This window comes from Pantoea sp. RCC30.1 (assembly GCF_058148845.1).
Window position 1 is genome coordinate 43,145 of sequence record NZ_JBXUHX010000008.1, and the last position, 20,769, is coordinate 63,913.

The 20,769-nt window shown below is 52.1% G+C and carries 18 protein-coding genes, 1 other RNA gene and 3 pseudogenes; 10 read left to right on the forward strand and 12 right to left on the reverse strand.

The window, feature by feature from the left end; translation table 11 throughout:
- Positions 1-4: 4 nt before the first annotated feature.
- A pseudogene (locus tag AC2LB6_RS09335) lies at positions 5-172 on the reverse strand (DUF3289 family protein); the annotation flags it as partial.
- A 288-nt stretch (positions 173-460) separates the two neighbouring features.
- Between AC2LB6_RS09335 and AC2LB6_RS09340 the strand changes: the two are divergent.
- Both AC2LB6_RS09340 and cirA read left to right on the forward strand, forming a co-directional pair.
- Entirely contained in the window at positions 461-1,612 is a 1,152-nt protein-coding gene (locus tag AC2LB6_RS09340; protein ID WP_490093292.1) for an ABC transporter substrate-binding protein, read from the forward strand.
- Between the two features lie 50 nt (positions 1,613-1,662).
- The gene (gene cirA, locus AC2LB6_RS09345; RefSeq protein ID WP_490093293.1) at positions 1,663-3,636 is read left to right on the forward strand and encodes a catecholate siderophore receptor CirA; all 1,974 of its coding nucleotides are present in this window, start codon (positions 1,663-1,665) and stop codon (positions 3,634-3,636) included.
- A gap of 306 nt (positions 3,637-3,942) precedes the next feature.
- Here cirA and AC2LB6_RS09350 read toward each other — a convergent pair whose 3' ends face one another.
- A complete protein-coding gene (locus AC2LB6_RS09350) occupies positions 3,943-4,416 on the reverse strand; it encodes a hypothetical protein (protein WP_490093294.1) in 474 nt (157 codons plus the stop codon).
- A gap of 51 nt (positions 4,417-4,467) precedes the next feature.
- On the opposite strand from AC2LB6_RS09350, the pseudogene AC2LB6_RS09355 reads away from it, so the two are divergent.
- From AC2LB6_RS09355 to AC2LB6_RS09365, 3 genes and pseudogenes are all read left to right on the forward strand, one after another.
- Positions 4,468-4,986: pseudogene (locus AC2LB6_RS09355) on the forward strand (hypothetical protein); the annotation flags it as partial.
- A 253-nt stretch (positions 4,987-5,239) separates the two neighbouring features.
- Positions 5,240-5,908, forward strand: a complete 669-nt coding sequence (locus AC2LB6_RS09360) for a hypothetical protein (RefSeq protein WP_490093295.1) — start codon at positions 5,240-5,242, stop codon at positions 5,906-5,908.
- A complete protein-coding gene (locus AC2LB6_RS09365) occupies positions 5,871-6,092 on the forward strand; it encodes a hypothetical protein (protein WP_490093296.1) in 222 nt (73 codons plus the stop codon). Before AC2LB6_RS09360 ends, AC2LB6_RS09365 begins: the two co-directional genes overlap by 38 nt.
- A gap of 783 nt (positions 6,093-6,875) precedes the next feature.
- Here AC2LB6_RS09365 and AC2LB6_RS09370 read toward each other — a convergent pair.
- The 4 genes and pseudogenes from AC2LB6_RS09370 to smpB all read right to left on the reverse strand — a co-directional run bounded on the left by AC2LB6_RS09370 (position 6,876) and on the right by smpB (position 10,253).
- Positions 6,876-7,355, reverse strand: a complete 480-nt coding sequence (locus AC2LB6_RS09370; RefSeq protein WP_490093297.1) for a hypothetical protein — start codon at positions 7,353-7,355, stop codon at positions 6,876-6,878.
- Positions 7,356-7,569: 214 nt separating this feature from the next.
- Positions 7,570-8,958, reverse strand: a pseudogene (locus tag AC2LB6_RS09375) (DNA primase family protein); the annotation flags it as partial.
- Between the two features lie 407 nt (positions 8,959-9,365).
- Positions 9,366-9,727: a transfer-messenger RNA gene (ssrA, locus tag AC2LB6_RS09380) on the reverse strand.
- Positions 9,728-9,770: 43 nt separating this feature from the next.
- Positions 9,771-10,253: an SsrA-binding protein SmpB gene (gene smpB / locus AC2LB6_RS09385; protein WP_010257694.1), complete on the reverse strand. Its 483-nt coding sequence runs from the start codon at positions 10,251-10,253 to the stop codon at positions 9,771-9,773.
- A 158-nt stretch (positions 10,254-10,411) separates the two neighbouring features.
- On the opposite strand from smpB, the gene AC2LB6_RS09390 reads away from it, so the two are divergent.
- On the forward strand, positions 10,412-10,846 hold the full coding sequence (locus tag AC2LB6_RS09390; RefSeq protein ID WP_090958545.1) for a type II toxin-antitoxin system RatA family toxin: 435 nt from the start codon (positions 10,412-10,414) through the stop codon (positions 10,844-10,846).
- Positions 10,839-11,132: an RnfH family protein gene (locus AC2LB6_RS09395; RefSeq protein WP_490093298.1), complete on the forward strand. Its 294-nt coding sequence runs from the start codon at positions 10,839-10,841 to the stop codon at positions 11,130-11,132. Before AC2LB6_RS09390 ends, AC2LB6_RS09395 begins: the two co-directional genes overlap by 8 nt.
- A 99-nt stretch (positions 11,133-11,231) precedes the next feature.
- On the opposite strand, the gene bamE is transcribed toward AC2LB6_RS09395, so the two are convergent.
- The 3 genes from bamE to nadK form a co-directional block, all read right to left on the reverse strand.
- Positions 11,232-11,579 (reverse strand): outer membrane protein assembly factor BamE, encoded by a 348-nt coding sequence (gene bamE, locus AC2LB6_RS09400; protein ID WP_490093299.1) that lies wholly within the window; start codon positions 11,577-11,579, stop codon positions 11,232-11,234.
- A 186-nt stretch (positions 11,580-11,765) separates the two neighbouring features.
- On the reverse strand, positions 11,766-13,427 hold the full coding sequence (recN, locus tag AC2LB6_RS09405; protein WP_490093300.1) for a DNA repair protein RecN: 1,662 nt from the start codon (positions 13,425-13,427) through the stop codon (positions 11,766-11,768).
- Between the two features lie 84 nt (positions 13,428-13,511).
- The gene (nadK, locus tag AC2LB6_RS09410) at positions 13,512-14,390 is read right to left on the reverse strand and encodes an NAD(+) kinase (protein WP_003848582.1); all 879 of its coding nucleotides are present in this window, start codon (positions 14,388-14,390) and stop codon (positions 13,512-13,514) included.
- A gap of 122 nt (positions 14,391-14,512) precedes the next feature.
- Between nadK and grpE the strand changes: the two genes are divergently transcribed.
- Positions 14,513-15,094 carry a nucleotide exchange factor GrpE gene (grpE, locus tag AC2LB6_RS09415; protein WP_490093301.1) on the forward strand — a complete coding sequence of 194 codons (582 nt, stop codon included), beginning with the start codon at positions 14,513-14,515 and terminating at the stop codon, positions 15,092-15,094.
- A 59-nt stretch (positions 15,095-15,153) separates the two neighbouring features.
- Here grpE and ung read toward each other — a convergent pair whose 3' ends face one another.
- Positions 15,154-15,834 carry a uracil-DNA glycosylase gene (gene ung, locus AC2LB6_RS09420; protein ID WP_490093302.1) on the reverse strand — a complete coding sequence of 227 codons (681 nt, stop codon included), beginning with the start codon at positions 15,832-15,834 and terminating at the stop codon, positions 15,154-15,156.
- Between the two features lie 243 nt (positions 15,835-16,077).
- Here ung and grcA point away from each other — a divergent pair, with 243 nt between their 5' ends.
- The gene (gene grcA / locus AC2LB6_RS09425) at positions 16,078-16,461 is read left to right on the forward strand and encodes an autonomous glycyl radical cofactor GrcA (protein WP_010672180.1); all 384 of its coding nucleotides are present in this window, start codon (positions 16,078-16,080) and stop codon (positions 16,459-16,461) included.
- 218 nt (positions 16,462-16,679) lie between these two features.
- On the opposite strand, the gene srmB is transcribed toward grcA, so the two are convergent.
- On the reverse strand, positions 16,680-18,008 hold the full coding sequence (gene srmB / locus AC2LB6_RS09430) for an ATP-dependent RNA helicase SrmB (protein WP_010257676.1): 1,329 nt from the start codon (positions 18,006-18,008) through the stop codon (positions 16,680-16,682).
- A gap of 165 nt (positions 18,009-18,173) precedes the next feature.
- Between srmB and trmN the strand changes: the two genes are divergently transcribed.
- Entirely contained in the window at positions 18,174-18,923 is a 750-nt protein-coding gene (gene trmN / locus AC2LB6_RS09435) for a tRNA(1)(Val) (adenine(37)-N(6))-methyltransferase TrmN (RefSeq protein ID WP_490093303.1), read from the forward strand.
- On the opposite strand, the gene nadB is transcribed toward trmN, so the two are convergent.
- Entirely contained in the window at positions 18,908-20,527 is a 1,620-nt protein-coding gene (nadB, locus tag AC2LB6_RS09440; protein WP_490093370.1) for an L-aspartate oxidase, read from the reverse strand. The genes trmN and nadB overlap by 16 nt on opposite strands.
- Positions 20,528-20,769: the final 242 nt, after the last annotated feature.

The following is a 20,769-nucleotide window of genomic DNA, read 5'->3' on the forward strand; positions in this document are numbered from 1 at the left end:
ACTCTCACTTACGGTCTCCCGTAATTTCTATTGTGGCTTCCAGGTTGGTCATATAGGGCTTCAAACCAAATTAGTTGTAACGCTGTAGTACAAACCAGATACGAAAAAATCGGAACTGATTGAATCTGAATTTTGAAATATCGTCAACATCAAGGCCAAAGTGATCCTGGACTGCACAACGATCTCCTCAGAGGACATAATCAGTATGTCGGAAGATCTCTAAAAGTGAAGGCTTCGTTTTGTCAGGGTTTTTACAAAATCAAAGACACAAAAAATCCCGCATGGCTCGCACCGTACGGACTTTCAGAACTTCGTTGAGAATTCTCTTTATCCTATTTTCGTACAGTTTTATCCACTCAGTTTTTCCTCTCTATCTTGAAATGTAAATCGAATTGATAGTTGTTATCGTTTTCATTATCATTTTTGCTTCTTCAGGGAAACGTAAAGGAATCGGAAGAAGATGAATCATCAGCAAAGAATATTTAAAGCGCTTTCCGGCAAAAAGATGTCTGTCGGATTAGCGGGTCTCGCGTTGGGTTTGATCAGTGTCACGGCAGAGGCGGTTACCGTCACAGACGTGGCGGGGCGTACGGTCACCGTGCCGGATGATGTTCAGCGTGTGGTGCTTGGAGAGGGCCGGTTGTTCTTCGCCCTTTCGCTGCTTGAAGGCCAGAAACCGTTTGATCGAATCGTCGGCTGGCAGGGCGATTTCCGTAAGCTTGACCCACAAACCTACGCCACGTATCGGGCGAAATTCCCGCAAATCGACAACATCCCGCTGATTGGCTCGACCAGTGCTGACACCATCAGCCCGGAAAAAGTGCTGACGCTGAATCCGCAGGTGGCGATTTTCGGTTTGTCGGGTCACGGGCCAGGCAAAGGCAGTGAGCTGGTGAAACAACTGCAAAACGCCGGTGTGCCCGTGGTGTTTGTCGATTTCCGTACTTCTCCGCTCAAAAACACCGTGCCGAGTATGGCACTGCTGGGCAAAGTCCTGAACCGCGAGAAGCAGGCGCAGGACTATATCCGCTTCTATCAGGACAATATCAAGCGCGTCACCGACGTAACTAATGAGATTCCTCAGCAGGATAAACCGAAAGTTTTTATCGAACTGCGCGCCTCGACAGCGGATGAATGTTGCCGCTCAGCCGGTAACGGCAATATGGGTGATTTTATCGATCTGGCGGGCGGCGTGAATATCGCCAGACCGCTGCTGCCGGGGGCGCTCGGTCAGGTGAATCTGGAAAAAGTCATCGCGATGCAGCCGGATGTGTATCTGGTCAGCGGGGGAGCCAGACCGCCGAAAGCGGGCGATCCGCTACCCGCCGGTTTAGTGCTGGGTGCGCAGACTACACCAGAACAGGCGAGCACCAGCCTGAAGCCGCTACTGGGGCGTAAAGGCATCAGCACGCTGAAAGCGGTGGAAGATGGCCGCAGTTTTGGCATCTGGCACAACTATTACAACTCCCCCTATAACGTGCTGGCCGTACAGTTCTTTGCCAAAGCGTTTTATCCGCAGAAGTTTGCCGATCTCGATCTACAGCAAATGCAAAAACAACTCTATAAACAGTTCCTCGCCGTCGAACCGACCGGCACTTACTGGACCGAGTAAAAGGGACTTTGCCCCGGCTGACGGGGCGTTTTACCTCACGGAGAGAAGAGATGGTTAAGATTAAATTTACACCGGCCGTTAAAGCCGGGCTGTTCGCACAACTGATTGCTGCCGCGATGCCGGTGATGGCGGAAGACGCCAGCGAAGTGAAAGAGAATGAAGATCAGATGGTGGTCACTGCCTCCTCGATTGAACAGAATCTTAAAGATGCACCAGCCAGTATCAGCGTAATAACCCGCGACGATCTGCAAAAGAAACCGGTACAAAACCTCAAAGATGTGCTGAAAGATGTTCCCGGCGTACAGATCACCAATGAAAGCGACAACCGTCAGGGCGTCAGCATCCGCGGACTGGGCAGCGGCTATACGCTGATTCTGGTGGATGGCAAACGCGTGAACTCCCGCAACGCCGTATTCCGCCATAACGATTTCGATCTGAGCTGGATCCCTGCGGAATCGATCGAACGTATTGAAGTGGTGCGCGGGCCAATGTCGTCCCTGTACGGCTCCGATGCGCTGGGCGGGGTGGTCAACATCATCACCCGTAAAGTCGGCACGCAATGGCACGGCACCCTGAGCGCCGATACCACCGTTCAGGAACATCGCGATCGTGGCGATAGCGGTAACGGTAACGTCTTTGCCAGCGGCCCGCTGGTTGACGATTTACTGGGCGTGAAAGTTTACGGTGCGCTGGGTAAACGCGAGAAAGATCAGGCCAGTTCCGCCAGCGGCAGTACCGGACAGCCGCGTATCGAAGGCTATACATCGCGTAACGCCAATGTCGAATTTTCCCTGACGCCGGATAAAGATCAGGACATCACCTTCGGTTACGGGATGGACCGTCAGGATCGTGATTCCGACACGCTGGATAAAAACCGCATTGAGCGCGAAAACTACTCGCTCGCCCATAATGGCCGCTGGGGAGGGGCGAATACCGAACTGCGATTCTACGGTGAAAAAATCGAAAACAAAAATGCCCAAACCATCACTTCGAAAAACAACTCTCTCGACGGCAAAGTCGTGATCCCGCTGGGCGATTACGCCCAGTTCCTGACATTCGGCGGCGAATACCGCAACGATAAACTGGAAGACGCGGTAAACATGAAAAACGGCGGCAACACACAGGCGAATCAGTACGCGTTGTTCCTGGAAGATGAGTGGCACATCTTCGAAAACCTGGCACTGACCGGCGGCGTGCGTATGGATGACCACGAAAACTACGGCGTCAACTGGAGTCCGCGTGCTTATCTGGTTTACAACGCCACCGATACAGTCACGATGAAAGGCGGCTGGGCATCCGCGTTCAAAGCACCTTCTCTGCTGCAGCTTAGCCCGGACTGGCAAAGCGCCTCCTGCCGTGGCAGTTGTAATGTTGTGGGTAGTAAGGATCTGAAAGCAGAAACCAGCGAAAGCGTGGAGTTCGGCCTCTATTACGCTGGTCAGGAAGGTCTGCTTGAAGATGTGACCGCCAGCGCGACGGTTTTCCAGAACGACATCGATGACATGATTACGGTTATCCGCACCGCTAACCGCAGTCTGGCGCAGACCTATCAGAACTTTGCCGGATTTGATGCCAGCGGCAATCCGATCTTCCGCTATTACAACGTGAATAAAGCACGTATCCGCGGGCTGGAAACCGAACTCGGTCTGCCGGTCTCCGATACGCTGAACCTTAAACTGAACTACACCTATAACGACGCTCGCGACCGGAGTAACGGCGGCAACAAACCGTTGTCCGAACTGCCGTTCCATACCAGTAATGCGACACTCGAATGGAAACCGCTGGAGGACTGGAGCTTCTATCTTTCCGCAAATTACAAAGGCAAAAGCCGCACCGTGACCGACGGCAACGCTACGCCGGGTGGATATACCGTCTGGAATACCGGCGGGTCGTATAAGGTAAATAAAGCGGTGAAGATCCGGGCCGGCGTTCTGAACCTGACCGATAAAGATCTCAACCGCGACGACTACAGCTATAACGAAGATGGCCGCAGGTACTTTGCGGCTGTGGATTATAGTTTCTAGTGTTAGCCTTTTGGCCGGGATGCTTGAGATCCCGGCTGTTTTAAGACTTCGTGGGATAGTTTGAAGAAACAAAAAAGCCCGCAAGACTTTACCCTTGCGGGCTTTAAGGACTTCGATGATGGTTCTGGTTACCGTCCACCAGTAATTTGGTGGGCTGGTGGAAGTTGAATTCTTGGTTAACTTTATGTTTTTATTTAATTTTTATGAACTCAAATTTGTTTGGTGTACGCTTGCGTCTACCAGTGCAGTATAGTCGTGCAGTTTTATCGCCTGTTCTGGCGATATAGATAAAGGATATAACCTGACTTATCGGCTACCGTCAGCCCTGGCCGGAGCAGGGTTAGCGGAGATATCAATGTATTTCCTTAATCCTGCTCGACGGCTTACGCCGCGAGGATCGGAGAACGGCAATTTAAGCGTGAGAGATTCCGATACTTTTACAGTCCAGGTAGTATCGCCAACAAAGCTGAAGCTTGCGGAGCGGGGCGAAACCTCCAAATCTTCAAAATGACCTGAGGTATAAGCGCCTCCAATAGTCAGTTCTTCTACTATGCCTTGAGAAAGCTCCAATAACAGGATTGTAAGCATTTCTTCAAAGATGACGTCATCCGTCACGAATAAAAGATAACGACGCGCATCGACTTTTATTGCAGCCTCAAGCACTTTTCCGGGAATAATAATCCCTGTTGCGTTGCCGTCAATCAGCACTTCAGACCGGGCCTGGGCGGCATCTGTTGCTTCATTTACTTCCGATAACAATAGTGTCTTAACTTCTTCCATCTCTATTTCCACCAGTTGCCTATTTCCCATGCCGCTATAGCGCCGCCAGCCCAACCTCCGCAGAAAACTCCCGTGCAACGTCAGGTTGAAAGCCATTATCCGGGGCTAGCCAGCGGCCTGCACCTGCCTAAAATGGCGCGCGTTTTTGCCCCAGTTGAGGCGGTTAAAAGCGGAAACTTTGCTGACCCCTTCAGGCCGCGCTATGCCGTTAATCTGCAATTACTTGATGCTGACGGCAATCCGGACGGCAGTACGCCGGTTTATGCTGTCGTGCTGTTACCCGTGCCGATAGCAGGTAATGATTCAGGCATGTTTCAGTTTCCGCCAGAGGGAACGCTGGTTGAGGTGGGTTTTACCAGCGAAAGCACAGACAAGCCGTTTGTGCGCCAGACGATGCCGGGAGGGACCAGCCTGCCGGACGTGAAGCCGGGCGAACAACTGCAGCAGCGCAAGGAAGTATCACAGTGGGTAACGCAGGCGGGAGACCGGGAGCGCCAGACCGCGCCGGTGCTGAGTTTCTGCCAAAGTTCGACAACTGAAAAGAGTGAAAAGAATTTCAGGAATTTTTAGTAATAGTATTTCCAAAAGGAGCTAAGGAAAAAAATAACTTATTGTTATAGCTTAAAATAATTCTTTTTATGTGCATTTAAATGGATCGTATCTCAGATAACATTTTTATAATTCTAATCGTAAAATAAGTATATAAATCAATTTTTTAACATCTTGTCTAATCAGTAGTCGCACTGGAATATAGTGCCAATGGAAATTCTGCGTCAGATTAGATATTCTCAACCTTGGACATTATTTGCTTATAAGGAAAAGTATGGACGCTAAGCAAATTGTTTATGGAATTGTGGATGGTATGTCATCGATTCCTTCGGGCATGTATCAGGGAGTTATAAGAACGTGGCAGGGTAGCGGCCTTGCCGGGAGCGATCTTAAGAACCGGAATCAAAGGGAAACAGAACGATTTATGCAGTTGGTTAAGGCCACTGCAGACAGGCATGAACCAATCCGACAACTGATTACTATTGTGATTTACGATTTTTATGCAAAGCTCGATAATGAGAGTAAGCAAGCTATTGATGGTAAGCTGGGTTATGGTGCTGGCAGGCTGGCAGGCTGGCAGGCTGGCAGGCTGGGGGGAAGGGTAGGTTCACAATTTATTCTGGCCCAGTTTATAGCTAAAAAAATATTAACTCGTATCGTTACTGCTGAGACCTTTAAGCGGTTTGTGAGAGTTGGTTCGTCGCTATCGTTGAACCTTCTCATGATTCAGGGGTTAATCGAAGAGGCTTCACTCGCATCAAGACGGATGCAAAGCAGATTCCCAATGACTTATTCTAAGGTTTCCCGACTGAATTTGGATATGGTCTATTTTCTTGTTGAGAAGCCACTTGACCCCTATCTTATGTACATCAACAGCCATACATTAATGTGTAAAGGTATACAGAATGAACTCTGCAAAATCATTTCTACTAAAATTCGGTAAGTTCATAGGTATACAAACTACTAATGTGGTTGAAGCTTTCTCCACGGGGATCTGCTCCTTTGCAGCATTTTTCTCGTTGTTTATATTTGAAGGCTGGCCATTAAAAATTGTTGGTTTTTTTGGTTTTTTCATACTGGCCTATTTTATCGCTTATCTAATGGATAAGCTAAAAGGGGAAGCATGATTACTGAGTCATATAATCTGTAAATTATGATATTAAACGCTAAAGCCATGACACTAATCGTGGCCTTTTTTATTGCGTACTTTTTCTTATCGTAAACAGCCCCTCTCAGGGATGTGCTTTATGAAGTAATTGCTGGTGACGCTTTAACCAATATGTGATCTGGCTGTGTGGTGAATGCTGGAATGTAAGGTTAAAAAGAAGTAGAGCACCGCAAACTTGAACAGTTGTTTGTGGTAGATAAATCGTTTTCAGATCGTTATGAAGCATGCCAGGCACCTTACTCACACTGGGAAAAGTAGCAAGAGCACAGGCATCCTAACAATTATTGAGCCATTGGTGGCGGATGACTTTCGCTGTCGCCAATTTGCCGCCACAGAAAAAGAAAAAGGGTTGCGCTGAAACGTAACCTTTTAATTTGTTTGGGCTGGCGGAATCTGAACCAAGCTCGCAAGGTTATGTATTTAATTGTTTTTATCTAATTCAACTTTGTTCTGTGTACCTAAGCGTGTACCAATTATTGGATCTCATACCCCGGAACGGCTTTACTGGGGTAACCTACGGTCAGTGTATAATCTAAATAAAATGATTTTAGGAAAAAGTGTTCACACTGTTCACTATTGTTTTTTGTTTATTAAATTGAATTGATTAGACAGTGAAGTGTTTAAGGCTGGATGTACACTGGTGTGCACTAGGGGTGATCACTCTGTACAAATTTATAAAAAAACCGGCATAAGCCGGTTGATGTAGGGTGAGTGCTCGCTTCTAATGACAACTTGGGCATGTTTAAGGCTGACGGTCCGTCAACATGATGGAGTAATGAATATGCTGCGGTAGTTCAATTGATACTGGCTTGTTGAGTGTCAACGGAACTGTCTGCTGTGCAAAATGTATTGTTTTGACACTATCTCCTACCAAGCGGGCATTTTCATATCGCTCATGATCATAGTAATTTACCTCACCACTAATCTCGGCAGTTCTGTTTATTGTGCCAGGGGACAAATTGATATACATCGTCACTGCTGTAAATTTCCTTTCCAGCTCGGAGCTGAATTTTTTCCCAGGCAATGGACGGAGCGCATACAGTACAAAGTTGCGAGTATTTTCTTGTTTGAGAAAGTTATCTGCAGCTACGGTTGCACCATTTTGTCCTGACACTGATGATTGCATTTCCGTCTTCAGGTAAAGCGTTCTGTTTTCTGAAGGTACAGAACTGCATCCCAGCAGCGACAGACATAAAACAGCGATTCCTGTGATTTTTTTCAACTCAAATTTCCTTTTTCAAAACCAAATTTTATTTCCTCTCGGTCAGTATCGGCATGCATACGAAATAGTTTAATTACTAATCACCGAAGTACATTAAAAATAAAGTTATGTATGCTCCTTGCTCTAAGCTGAGCTTTGTCGTCATACGTAATTGCATCTTTTATTTAGAATCTAATGTAAAAAACCGGCCTAAGCCGGTTGGGGTTTGTATAATCTACTGACTGCAAGCAGGCAGCCAATCTGCCTCGCAGTCCTCATGCAACGTTAAGTTAGTTTGTATGCCGTTATTCGTACGGCGCTTAAGCAGCACGCGCTCATATTCTTTTAGGGTCTGCGGCACCGCCTGCCCGAAAGCCGTCAGGCTGAGCGGGTGCTGATGCCCCCGCGATTCCATAAATGACAGATACGCATGATAGAGATAGCACTTAGGGTTAATCGGGCGAATGTTGGCGTTACCGATAAACAGTCCGTTCGGCGTGCTCAGCGGCATCAGGTAGCCGCAGAAATCGACCAGCGGATCGGCCTGTCGCTTAATCTCCAGCGCTTCGCCGGATGATTGTTGCGCTTGCAACAGCTCGCGCGCTTCGTCAGGTGAAGCAAAGCGCTGCATCAGGTGACGAACGATGACGGCCAGCTCGGTGCTGATTTTGTCCAGCAACTGCGGGTCACGCTCTTTTGCCGGTATTACTTCCGGGAACGTCAGGATAACCCGGCGGCGTGACACGCCGCCGCTGCGATCGCTGAAGCGCATTGGGTTGTTGTTTACTGCCAGAATCACCGCCGGGATGAGTGTGGAGTAGGCATCGCGATATTTCGGGCCGATTGCCACCGCATCGCCGCCGGTTATCGCCTTGATGCCCGCGCCATCGCCGCTCCATTTCTCCTGGTCAGGCAGGATAATGAGCGAGAAACCCACCACGCTAGCGCGCTCGCGCGAGGATTCCAGCGTGTCGATGGTGGCGGAGGTAGTATTGTCTTTTCCAGCAAGCAGAGTGGCAATCGAGGCCATGACGCTTTTACCGCTGCCGCCGGGGCCGGTCACCTCAAGAAACATCTGCCAGTCGTAGCGGTTTGCCAGCACCATAAATAACGCCGCGAGGATGCGCTCCTGCTTGTCGTTATTATGCCCGGCGGCCCGCGTTAACCAGCGCCAGAAGGCCGGGGCGTGGTCTGCGAGGTTTTCACCCGGACGCGGGGCGGTGTAGTCCACGCTGTTAACGGTGCGCAGCCAGTGTTCGCGGCGGTGCGGGCTGAAGGTGCCTGTCGTGGTGTCATATACGCCATTACGGAAACCAATCAGGCGGCGGGACGGTTCACCCATCTGCGGCACCATCAGCTTGAGCGTATCCAGCACGCTGCCGATAACGGCTGCCGAGAACGGGGCGCGCACCTTCTGAAACAGTGCGGCGATTTCCCGGCGCAGCGTCTTCGCCTCCATCACTTGCCATGCGCCGTTCTCATAGCGGCAGATTTCCTCCCCGACCGGCGGCACGGCCAGCGCCTCACCGTAATGGGCGACCAGCAACTCGGCTTTCTGGCTGGCGCTCATGGCCTTCAGGTCGGCCTCGCTGACGGATTCAAACGGGCTGAGTGGCTGCGACTGCGTTGCGATATCGCCCAGTGCCTGTTACACAGCCAGAGTCCGCACCCGTGCTAATTATCAAAACGGAAGCGGTCTTTACCTTTACATGCTAGGTAGGCCGTGTCGCCCCGTTATGCACGCTGAAGGTGAGAGGGGGGAGAAACTGCAGCCAGAATCTTTTGAGGCTTAGCTCTAAGGATTTCGTTATTGGTGAGGGGGCGTGTAATCCGCGCCATGACTGGTTTCCATCCATAATGGGTACACGTTTTTGGCCCCCATTATAGCGTGTACCTAAACGTGTACCAATTATCACTGGATTCAGGCGGATCGTCTCGAAAGGTTACAAACACAAAAAAGCCCGCAAGGCTTTCACCTTGCGGGCTCTCAGGACTTCGATGATGGTTCTGGTAACCATCAACCAAGAATTTTGGTGGAGCTGGCGGGAGTTGAACCCGCGTCCGAAATTACTACACCGTCGGCACTACATGCTTAGTCAGTTTTTACATTCGCCGGTTAGCTGCGAACAGACACGCCACTAACAGACTAGCCTGATTGGATTTAACGCTTCAACCCCAGGCAAGGTATTCACGCGATCTCTTTTGGGTTTGACTTCTCTTGATCCCCGTCTTAAGAGCGGAAGCTAGGGAGAGAAGGCTCTAAGCAGGTTATTAAGCTGCTAGTGCGTAGTTTTCGTCGTTTGCGACTATTTTTTTGCGGCTTTTTACGAGGCAAACCGCCCCTCGGCATGCTCCTAAGGCTTCACAATCCCGTCGAGTCCAGAATCAGCCCCAGAACTTCAAATACTAGCAACAAAACAAATGAAAATCCAGTGCTTAACGCTTTGAATTCTTCATGATACGTGCTTTGTCTAACTGCCATTCGCGGTCTTTGATGTCGTCGCGCTTGTCGTGCTCTTTCTTACCGCGTGCAACACCAATCTTCAGTTTGCACCAGGCGTTCTTCCAGTACAGCGACAGCGCCACGATGGTGTAACCTTCGCGGTTGACGCGGCCATACAGGGAATCGAGTTCACGTTGCTTCAACAGCAGCTTACGGCTGCGCGTCGGGTCACAGACCACATGGCTGGAGGCAACGGCTAAGGGTTGAAAGGTTGAACCGAACAGAAAGGCTTCGCCATCGCGCAGCAGAATATAGCTGTCGCTGATGTTGGCTTTACCGGCACGAAGTGACTTAACTTCCCATCCTTGTAACGACAATCCCGCTTCATACTCCTCTTCAATGAAGTACTCGTGGCGGGCGCGTTTGTTCATGGCAACAGTGGCAGAACCGGGTTTGTGTGCTTTTTTCTTTGTCATAGTGCGGCGTATTTTACATCACTTAGTCGGTTATCGCATCCCCAGTCCAGCGGGGCGGCAGGAAACGGGATATTCTAGCACACCCTCACTCGGGGACATTTTTGTTTAATCGCTGAAAATGCTATTATTCAGCGGTTTTGTGATGAACAGGAACCATTATGGCTCAGATTAGTCGTTCGGCGCTGGTCCCGTTTAGTGCCGGGCAGATGTACAAACTTGTAAATGATGTGGATGCCTATCCGCAATTCCTGCCGGGTTGTACCGGAAGCCGCGTGCTGGATGCGTCTGATAATCAGATGACGGCGTCCGTGGATGTGTCGAAAGCGGGCATCAGCAAAACGTTTACTACCCGCAATACCCTGACAGATAACCAGAGCATCCATATGCAACTGGTTGATGGGCCGTTCCGCAAGCTGACTGGCGGCTGGACGTTCGTCTCGCTGGGTGATGACGCCTGCAAGGTTGAGTTAAGCCTGGAGTTCGAATTTACCAACATGCTGGTCGAAATGGCCTTTGGACGTATCTTTAAAGAGCTGGCCAACAGCATGGTGCAGGCCTTCACCCAGCGGGCCAAAGAGGTTTATCGTGCCTGATATCTCCGTCGAGGTGGTCTATGCCTTGCCTGAAAAGCAGTACCAGCTTTACGTGAAAGTGGAGCAGGGCAGCACGGTAGAGCAGGCCATCCTGAAATCAGGGTTACTTGAACTGCGTCGGGAGATTGATCTCGCCAGCAATAAAGTCGGTATTTATAGCCGGCCCGTGAAGCTGGAGGATGTGGTGAATGAGGGTGATCGTATCGAAGTCTATCGTCCGCTGATTGCCGATCCGAAAGAGTTACGCAGGCAGCGTGCAGAGCGAGCGGCAGAAAGCAAAAAATAAGCCGTTATCCCGTCAGACTCAGCGGATAACAGGCATAAAAAAAGGCGCTCAGTGCGCCTTTTTTACTGTCTGACTTTCAACGGTCTTTCGTTCGTTCAATCAGTCGCTGTTCGGTGACAGATTCTGCTTGTTGTCGATGTTAGTCAGAACACCGTTGCCATCGAAGTTCAGCGTCAGCGTCTGCTGCTTCACGCGCTCATGGCCCGGCTCCTGACGGAAAACGTAATACCAGACATTGCTGCCAAACGGGTCTTTCATCATCGGCGTACCGAGGGTGTAAGCCACCTGCTGCTGTGTCATACCGGTATGGATCTTGGCCACATCGTTGGCAACCAGATAGTTACCCTGGTTGATATCAGGACGATAGACCACGCGCTCTAAGGTGGAACATCCGGCGGTCATCATCAACATTACTACTGCCGCGGCAGTCAGCGTTTTACAGCGCATCTATACATTCCTTTTCCGGGGCCAAACGCCTTTTACAGGCGGCTTTCTTGCCATCAAAATCTGAACTCTGCCTGCGGCAGGCTTTATTACTCTGGCGACATAAGTGCCGATGATAATAAACCTTTTCGCTGTTGGAAACCTCTACAGAGCAAGCATATGACCACGGGGGGTTAAAAAAGTGCGCTGCTATGCGGCTAAAAGTTCTTTTGCGTTGGCAAGGGTGTTGCGTGTGACCTCGCTGCCGCCCAGCAGTCGCGCCAGTTCCTGCAGACGCGCCCGCTTGTCCAGCGGCTGCATATGAGTTTCGGTCATTGCGCCATCAGTCTCTTTGCTGACATAAAAATGCTGATGACCACAACCAGCCACCTGCGGCAGGTGAGTCACGCACATCACCTGAGTCGATTCACCCAGCTGACGCAGCAGTTTGCCGACGACGGCAGCAGTCGGGCCGCTGATCCCGACATCCACTTCATCGAAAATCATCGCCGGTGTTTCCATTTTCTTCGCGGTAATCACCTGAATCGCCAGCGCGATACGTGACAGTTCACCGCCCGAAGCAACTTTGCCCAGCGGCTGCAATGGCTGGCCTGGGTTGGTCGTTACCTGAAAATCGACGCGGCTCGCGCCATCTGCCGTCAGCTGATCCGGATTAAAGGTCAGCGCGATTTTAAACTGGCCATGCGGCATTGAGAGCAGATGCATACTCTGGGTAATCAGCTGCTGCAATTCATCGGCATAGTGGCTGCGCTGCTGATGCAGCTGCTCTGCGCTTTGCAGCGCGGCCTGATAGTGTTCACCCACCAGTGACTGCAGGCTCTCCTGATCGCTCTCATGCTGTGACAGCAGCTCCGCTTCCGCCAGCAACTGCTGATGCAGTTCGGGCAGTGCTTCTGGTGTGACGTGATGCTTACGCGCCAGAGCGATCTGGCGTGAAATACGCTGTTCCAGTTCATACAGGCGGTTAGGGTCCAGATCCATGCTATCGCAGTAGTGGCGCAGCTCGTCGCTGGCTTCGGTCAGCTGAATCGCCGCCTCTTCCAGCAGATTGTGAACGCCGTTCAGCTTCTCATCCAGAGAAGTGAGTTCTGAGATCATTTCACGCGCGCGGTAGAGCAGGCTGTTGAGATTATTGTCATCGCTGTCGGCTAACAGTTGCAGCGCCTGCTGACTGGTCGACAGCAGCTGTCCGCTGTTGGCCAGACGCTTGTACTCTTCGTCGATCTGCTCATATTCACCCTGTTGCGGCGCGAAGTCGTTCAGCTCTTTCAGCTGATACTGCAACAGCTCGCGACGTGATTCGCGCTCCTGCGCCTGCTGCTGATGCAGCGCCAGGGTGCGGCAGCTCTGATGCCAGGTCTGATAGCTGGCGCGCATTTGCTGCAGCAGATCGTCATGATCGGCATAGGCATCCAGCAGATGTTTCTGGTGGTCGGGTTTGAGCAGAAGCTGATGGGCATGCTGCCCGTGGATCTGAATCAGCAACTGGCCGAGATCGCGCAGCTGAGAGAGCGGCACCGCTGTGCCATTGATAAAGCCGCGCGAACGTCCGTCAGCGCTGATCACCCGGCGCAGCAGACACTCGTTGCCCTCATCAAGATGATTATCGGTCAGCCAGCGCTGGGCAGAAGGGGAAGACTTTAGCTGGAAGCGGGCGCAGAGGTCAGCCCGGCTGGCACCCTGACGCACCATGTCGGCATCAGCACGACCGCCCAGACATAATCCCAGCGCATCAATTGCGATAGACTTGCCGGCACCGGTCTCACCAGTGATTGCTGTCATGCCGCGTTGGAAATCAATGTCGAGCTCACGAACGATAGCGAAATTACTGATGATCAGTTGGGCCAGCATAGGTTCACCTGTATGAATAAACACATATGGTTTTTCATACAGTATAAACTGGTTTTTTATCCAGTAAAGAGGCGAGGCGGGTTTTCAGAATAATTTTTTTGACCAGCCCAGTTTTGAACTCAGCGTGTTGAAATAGCTGTAGTTTTTAGGATGGATCAAATCCAGATGACCGGCACTGCGTCGAATGAGTACATCCTCGCCTTCCTGGATGGGCAGCGCAATCTGGCTATCACAGCTGATTTCCAGGTCGCTGCGACGTGAAGAAAAGCGCAGACGGATGGTACTGCTGCTGTTGATCACCAGTGGCCGCGCCGACAGCGTATGCGGGAACATGGGCACCAGCACGATTGCTTCGAGTGACGGCGTCAGAATCGGGCCACCCGCAGAGAGTGAATAGGCGGTCGAGCCGGTGGGCGTCGAGATAATCAGCCCATCAGAGCGCTGGGAAAAGGCAAACACTTCATCGATGTAGACTTCAAATTCGATCATGTGCGCGACTTTGCCGGGATGCAGCACTACTTCGTTGATAGCAGAGCCAATACGCGGCGAGCAGTCAGATTTACACACCTGCGCCTCCAGCAGAAAGCGGCTCTCGACGAAATAGTTGCCCTGCAGCACCTCATCCAGCTGTTGCTGCGCATTATCCGGATCTAGGTCGGTGAGAAAACCGAGATTGCCACGGTTAATCCCAATCACTTTAATGTCGTAGCGCGCCAGCACCCGCGCTGCGCCCAGCATATTGCCGTCACCGCCCACCACGACAGCTAAATCAGCCTGCTGACCAATCTCCGCCAGCGTGCCTGTCTGTACGTCGTGAAGCGACAGCTCCTGCGCAATTTGCTTCTCAACGATCACTTGATAACCTTTGGCTGTCAGCCAGCGCCAGAGCATCTCATGCGTGGTTAACGCGGTGGGATGGCGCGGATGACCCACAATACCAATGCAGTTAAAGTGTTTGTTCATCTGGTCGGTGTTCCTTATAAGCCAAAACGGTAAGGCAATGTGATAGGTTCCCTTGAATCCGTCATACCAATCCCCATAATAAGCCAACCAGCGAAATGAATGTGCAAAACGCGGAGAAATTCATGAGTAGTAAAGAACAGAACACCCCAAACGAGCAAGTCTCAGACGAAATTCAGCAGGATCAGCAGCAACCTCAGGAAGCGGAGACAGCGGCAGAGGTGGATCCGCGCGATGAGCGTATCGCTCAGCTCGAAGCTGACCTAGCGCAGTCGCAGACCGGTGTGCGCGATGCACAGCTGCGTGCGCAGGCAGAGATTGAGAACATTCGTCGTCGTGCCGAGATGGACGTTGAGAAGGCGCACAAATTTGCGCTGGAGAAGTTTGCCAACGAACTGCTGCCGGTGATCGATAGCCTGGAACGTGCGCTGGAAGTGGCAAACAAAGAAGATCCACAGCTGGCATCGATGATCGAAGGGATTGAACTGACCCTGAAAGGCCTGCTGGGTGCCGTGCGTAAATTCGGTGTTGAAGTGGTCGGCGAAACCGGCGTGCCATTTAACCCGGAAGTGCATCAGGCGATGTCGATGATGGAGTCTGAAGAGTTTGAACCTAACCATGTCATGCTGGTGATGCAGCGTGGCTATACGCTTAATGGTCGCCTGCTGCGCCCGGCGATGGTTGCGGTTTCTAAAGCGAAAAGCTGATTCAACGCCTGAATCCCATTACACGGCCGCGCACTGACGCGGCCGTGTGCTTTCTGGCGTCAAGCCGGTAAGACCGGCGTCCAGTCCACCGGCTTTTTACCGGCAGCGCTCAGCAGTTCATTGGTCGTTGAAAAGTGTTTACAACCGAAAAAGCCTCGGTGCGCGGAGAGCGGCGAGGGATGCGGCGCCTGCAACACATGATGGCGCTGCCGATCGATAATGTTGCCTTTCTTCTGCGCATGTGAACCCCACAGCAGAAAAATCACCCCCTCACAGTGCTGGTTAATCGCCGCAATCACGTTATCCGTAAAGGTCTCCCAGCCGAATCGCGCATGGGAATGGGCTTTGCCTGCTTCAACCGTCAATACCGTATTCAGCAGCATCACACCCTGTTTCGCCCAGCTTTCAAGAAAACCGTGGTCAGGCTTCTGAAAACCGGGAATATCCTGCACCAGCTCTTTGTAGATATTCTGCAGTGAGGGCGGCACCTGAACGCCAGGCAGCACTGAGAAGGCCAGTCCGTGCGCCTGATTCGGCCCGTGATAGGGATCCTGACCCAGGATTACAACGTTAACGTCCCCCAGCTCCGTCAGGCGAAAAGCGTTGAACACATCTTTCTGCGGCGGATAGACCGTGACCCCCTCAGCGCGCCGATCGGCGACCTGCTTCAGCGTCTCAATAAAATAGGGTTTCTCTTTCTCTTCAGCCAGCACGTCGTGCCAGGTCAGCTTTTCAGCCATGTTAAACTCCCTTAACGTTAGTGCCTTAAGCTTAGCTGTTCCAGCCGCCGACCTGAAGGCAAAAATAATTTGAATAATACAAATTATTTTTAAAGTGCAGGGATTTTGAGATCAACGGCTTAGCGGAAAAGCCGCCAGAACGTCCGATTAATATTGATACAGGTCAAAGATGGTCGTAATGAAGGGTGGTATACCGGGGGCCTCAAATTTGATTTATTCACGTATCATCCGGGAGACGCAATCATGATTACTGGTATCCAGATCACTCAATCAAACAATTCACAACTACTGAACTCCTTCTGGCTGCTGGACGAAGAGAAAGCCGAAGCGCGTTGTCTGTGTGCAAAAGCGGGCTACGAAGAAGATCAGGTTGTCGCTATCAGCGAACTGGGCGAGTTCGCTTACCGTGAAGTGCCGGTTGAAATCAAACCGCAGGTGCGTGTTGAAGGCGGACAGCATCTGAACGTCAATGTTCTGCGTCGCGAAACGCTGGAAGATGCGGTTAAACATCCTGAAAACTATCCGCAGCTGACCATTCGTGTTTCTGGCTATGCTGTGCGTTTTAACTCACTGACGCCTGAGCAGCAGCGTGACGTGATTACCCGTACCTTTACTGAAAGTCTTTGATCAGCCCTGAGTTAGCAGGTGAAGAAAATAAGCGCAAAGCGCACACAGCAATTTTTATCAATAGTATGAATGAGATAAAAAGGTAATAGCTTGGCTTCGACAGGCCAGTGTCGCGAAGAAAGCGCTCTGGCAGTAAAAATATTGTGAAAGGGCTGTTACTGATTATCAGATAAAAAAAATCGCCTCTTGTGAGGCGATTTTTTTAACCCTGTGATGATTTATTCCGCATTCTCGTTAGCTGGCGTACTGCCGCTTGCCTTACGGCGTTTGCCGACATTTTTGGCGTCACGATGGCGTTTTTTCACGCGTGGTTTTTCAGTTTCGCTGGCTTTCTGCTCGGCACGCTTCGCCAGAACCTTTTTCGACGGTTTACCCGTGGTTTTGGCACTTGGCGCACGCGTCTCAGGACGCAGCTCATCAATCACACGCGCTTTGATCGGCTCGTTCACATAGCGGGTGATTTTGCCCAGCAACACGAAATCGTGCGCTTCAACCAGTGAGATAGCGATACCTTTACGGCCCGCACGACCGGTACGACCGATGCGGTGCAGATAGGTATCAGCGGTGCGCGTCATATCATAGTTGAAGACGTGACTGACATCCTCAACATCGATGCCGCGCGCGGCGATATCTGTCGCAACCAGAACGTTAACACGGCCTTCACTCAGACGCTTAATCGCTTCGTTACGCTTGGCCTGCACCATTTCGCCTTCAAGGTAGCTGCTACGAATCCCCGCTTCGTGCAACCAGCTTACCAGCTCATGCAGACGTTCACGCTTACGCACGAACACGATGCTGCGCGTCACATCCGGCTGTTTCAGCAGATGGATCAGTAATTTGGTCTTGTGCTGCAGATCATCAGCGCGGTAGTACCACTGCTGGATCTTTTTGCGCTCACGACGACTTGGATCCGCTTCCAGCTCAACCGGATCGTTCAGCAGACGCTCGGCGAAGTCACGGATGTTGTCACCTTCCAGCGTGGCGGAGAACAGCAGAGTTTGCTTGCGCCAGCGCGTTTCAGCCGCGATGGTTTCGATATCCTGGGCAAAGCCCATATCAAGCATACGGTCCGCTTCATCCAGCACCAGGGTTTCTACTGCGCGGCAGTCAAAGTTCTCTTCTTTGATGTACTGCAGCAGACGGCCGGTGGTCGCGACCACGATGTCCTGGTTTTCGCTGAACACTTCGGCATGGTTCATGTAAGCCACGCCGCCGGTGATGGTGGCGATGTCCAGATGGGTATGTTTCGCCAGCTCACGCGCATGGTCGGCAACCTGCATCGCCAGTTCGCGGGTTGGAGTTACAATCAGGATGCGGGGTGGCCCGGATTTCTTGCGCGGAAAATCAAGCAGGTGCTGCAACGCCGGTAACAGATACGCGGCGGTTTTCCCGGTCCCTGTAGGTGCCGAACCCAGAACGTCACGGCCCTCCAGCGCGGGCGGAATTGCAGCGGCCTGGATCACTGTTGGGCGCGTAAAGCCTTTTTCCTGCAACGCTTGTAGCAGGCTTTCGTCGAGTTCGAGTTCGGAAAATGTGGTTACTGTCATGGTCTACCTCAGTTTGGGGCGCTGATTATAGACAGATCAGACTGAATCTTCATCTGTTAATCCGTTTCGGCTGCGCCTGGGGTTGTCTGCCGCGTGAATTCCCTCTGTCGTCACGTTACACTCATGCGCTGCAGTACGGCAGGAAAAAAACGATGGTAGTGACGAATGATGCAGGATAAGCCGCGTGAACGGCCACAGTTAAACAAGAACGGATTTACCTTTAAACAATTTTTTGTCGCGCACGATCGCTGTGCGATGAAAGTGGGTACCGATGCCATCCTGCTCGGAGCCTGGGCGCCAGTTGCCGGGGTAAGACGCGTTCTGGACATTGGCAGCGGCAGCGGGCTGATCGCGCTAATGCTGGCACAGCGCACGCCATCGCCGGTCCGAATCGATGCGGTTGAGTTAGAACCGGAAGCCGCAGGGCAGGTGCAGGAAAACGCGCAGCAGTCGCCGTGGCCTGAACGTATTCAGGTTCATCAGCAGGATATCGCCGACTGGGCTGAGCAGTGCGATAAACGCTACTCGCTGATCGTCAGCAATCCCCCTTATTTTGCGCCAGGCGTGGCCTGTTCTACCGCCGCCCGGGACAGCGCACGCGCAACGACCTCGCTCGATCATCAGACGCTGTTACGCAGTGCCGCGTTACTGATTGAAGAAGAGGGGATGTTCTGTGTGGTGCTGCCTACCGCCACCGGTCAGGAATTTATCGAGCTGGCACAGGCGGATGGCTGGCATCTGCGTTTCCGGCTGGACGTGGCGGAATATGCCCATCGTCCGCCGCACCGTGTTGTGCTGGGCCTGTCGCCGAAGGCCGGTGAGACGCTGCTGGAGCGTCTGGCTATCCGCGCTCCAGACACCCGCTATTCCGATGAGTGGTGCAGCCTGACGCGGGAGTTTTATCTCTTTATGTAGCCTGGCGGCGTCAGAATGGTCGGCAGCGCCTCTGGCAGTAAATCCGGATAGTCGCGGATATAGTGCAGACCGCGGCTTTCTTTCCGCTCCAGCGCACAGCGCACCATCAGGTCAGCGACCTGCACCAGATTCCGTAGCTCCAGCAGATTATTAGAGAGGCGGAAATGGTGATAATACTCATCGATCTCCTGCTGAAGCAGGTTGATGCGGCGCAACGCCCGTTCAAGCCGCCGGGTGGTGCGCACGATTCCCATGTAATCCCACATGAATAACCGCAGCTCGTGCCAGTTATGCTGGATCACCACACGCTCATCGGCGTCATCGACCTGACTTTCATCCCATGCAGGCAACGCAGTGACGGCTTCGATGGCGGGCAGGGTGCGGATCAGCTCTTCTGCGGCGGACCAGCCATAGACCAGACACTCCAGCAGCGAATTGGATGCCATGCGGTTAGCGCCGTGCAGGCCGGTGTAACTCACCTCACCAATGGCGTAGAGGCCACTGACGTCTGTCTGTCCATGCTGATCCACCACCACGCCGCCACAGGTGTAATGCGCGGCGGGCACAATTGGGATCGGCTCTTTGGTGAGGTCAAAGCCAAAGGTCAGCAACTTCTCATAGATCATCGGGAAGTGCGCGCGAACAAAGCCTTCAGGCTGGTGGCTGATATCCAGATACATACAGTCGACGCCCAGGCGCTTCATTTCATGATCGATGGCCCGGGCGACGATATCACGCGGAGCCAGTTCGGCTCGCTCATCAAAATCGGGCATGAAGCGGCTGCCATCGGGACGCAACAGCCAGGCACCTTCTCCACGTAACGCTTCGGTTAACAGGAAATTCTGCGCCTGCGGATGGAACAGGCAGGTCGGATGGAACTGGTTGAATTCCAGATTGGCGACCCGGCAGCCTGCGCGCCAGGCCATTGCGATACCATCACCGGAGGCGATGTCGGGGTTGGTGGTATATTGATAGACTTTAGCGGCACCGCCCGTTGCGACCACTACGGCTCGCGCCCGACAGGTTTCAACCTGCTCGCGATTACGGTTCCAGATCCATGCACCGACCACCCGGCGTGGGCCAGGCAGGCCGATTTTATCTGAAAGAATCAGATCGACCGCGTTGGTGCGCTCCAGAATACGGATGTTGGGATGGCTCAACGCCTGGCTCACCAGCGTAGTTTCAACCGCGTGCCCAGTCGCGTCTGCGCTGTGCAGGATACGGCGATGACTGTGACCGCCTTCGCGGGTCAGGTGATAGCGCATATCGCCAGCTGCCTGTGGATCGAGATCAAAGGCGACGCCATTGTCGATCAGCCACTGCACGCAATGTCGGGCATTGCTGGCAATGAATGAGACCGCTTCACGGTCGCATAATCCTGCGCCAGCAATCAGCGTATCTTCGATGTGCGACTCGATGCTGTCCGTCTCATCAAACACCGCCGCAATACCGCCCTGCGCATACAGCGTTGAACCCTCATTGACCTGCGCTTTACTGAGAACGGTCACCTGATACTGTTTTGCCAGCCGTAACGCCAGCGACAGGCCGGCGGCGCCGCTGCCAACAATTAATACATCACACTCATAATCCGGGGTCACATTCATCATAATGTTTAATTTACTAAACAAGAATGCGTCTGAGCATAAGCGCAATGGGGGTTGCTGTGAAGTATTTTAAACATCAGTCGCCGCTATTCGTCAGGTGATTTCTCAAAGTTACCTATAATCAGTGAGTTAAAATCGGGTCTCATCAGACAGGGTTTTTTATAGCAAACTTATTAAACCTAAAGGATTTAATGATGAAAAAGCTGTTGTCATAGGTTACTCTGCCTGCGATTTACGCTCCT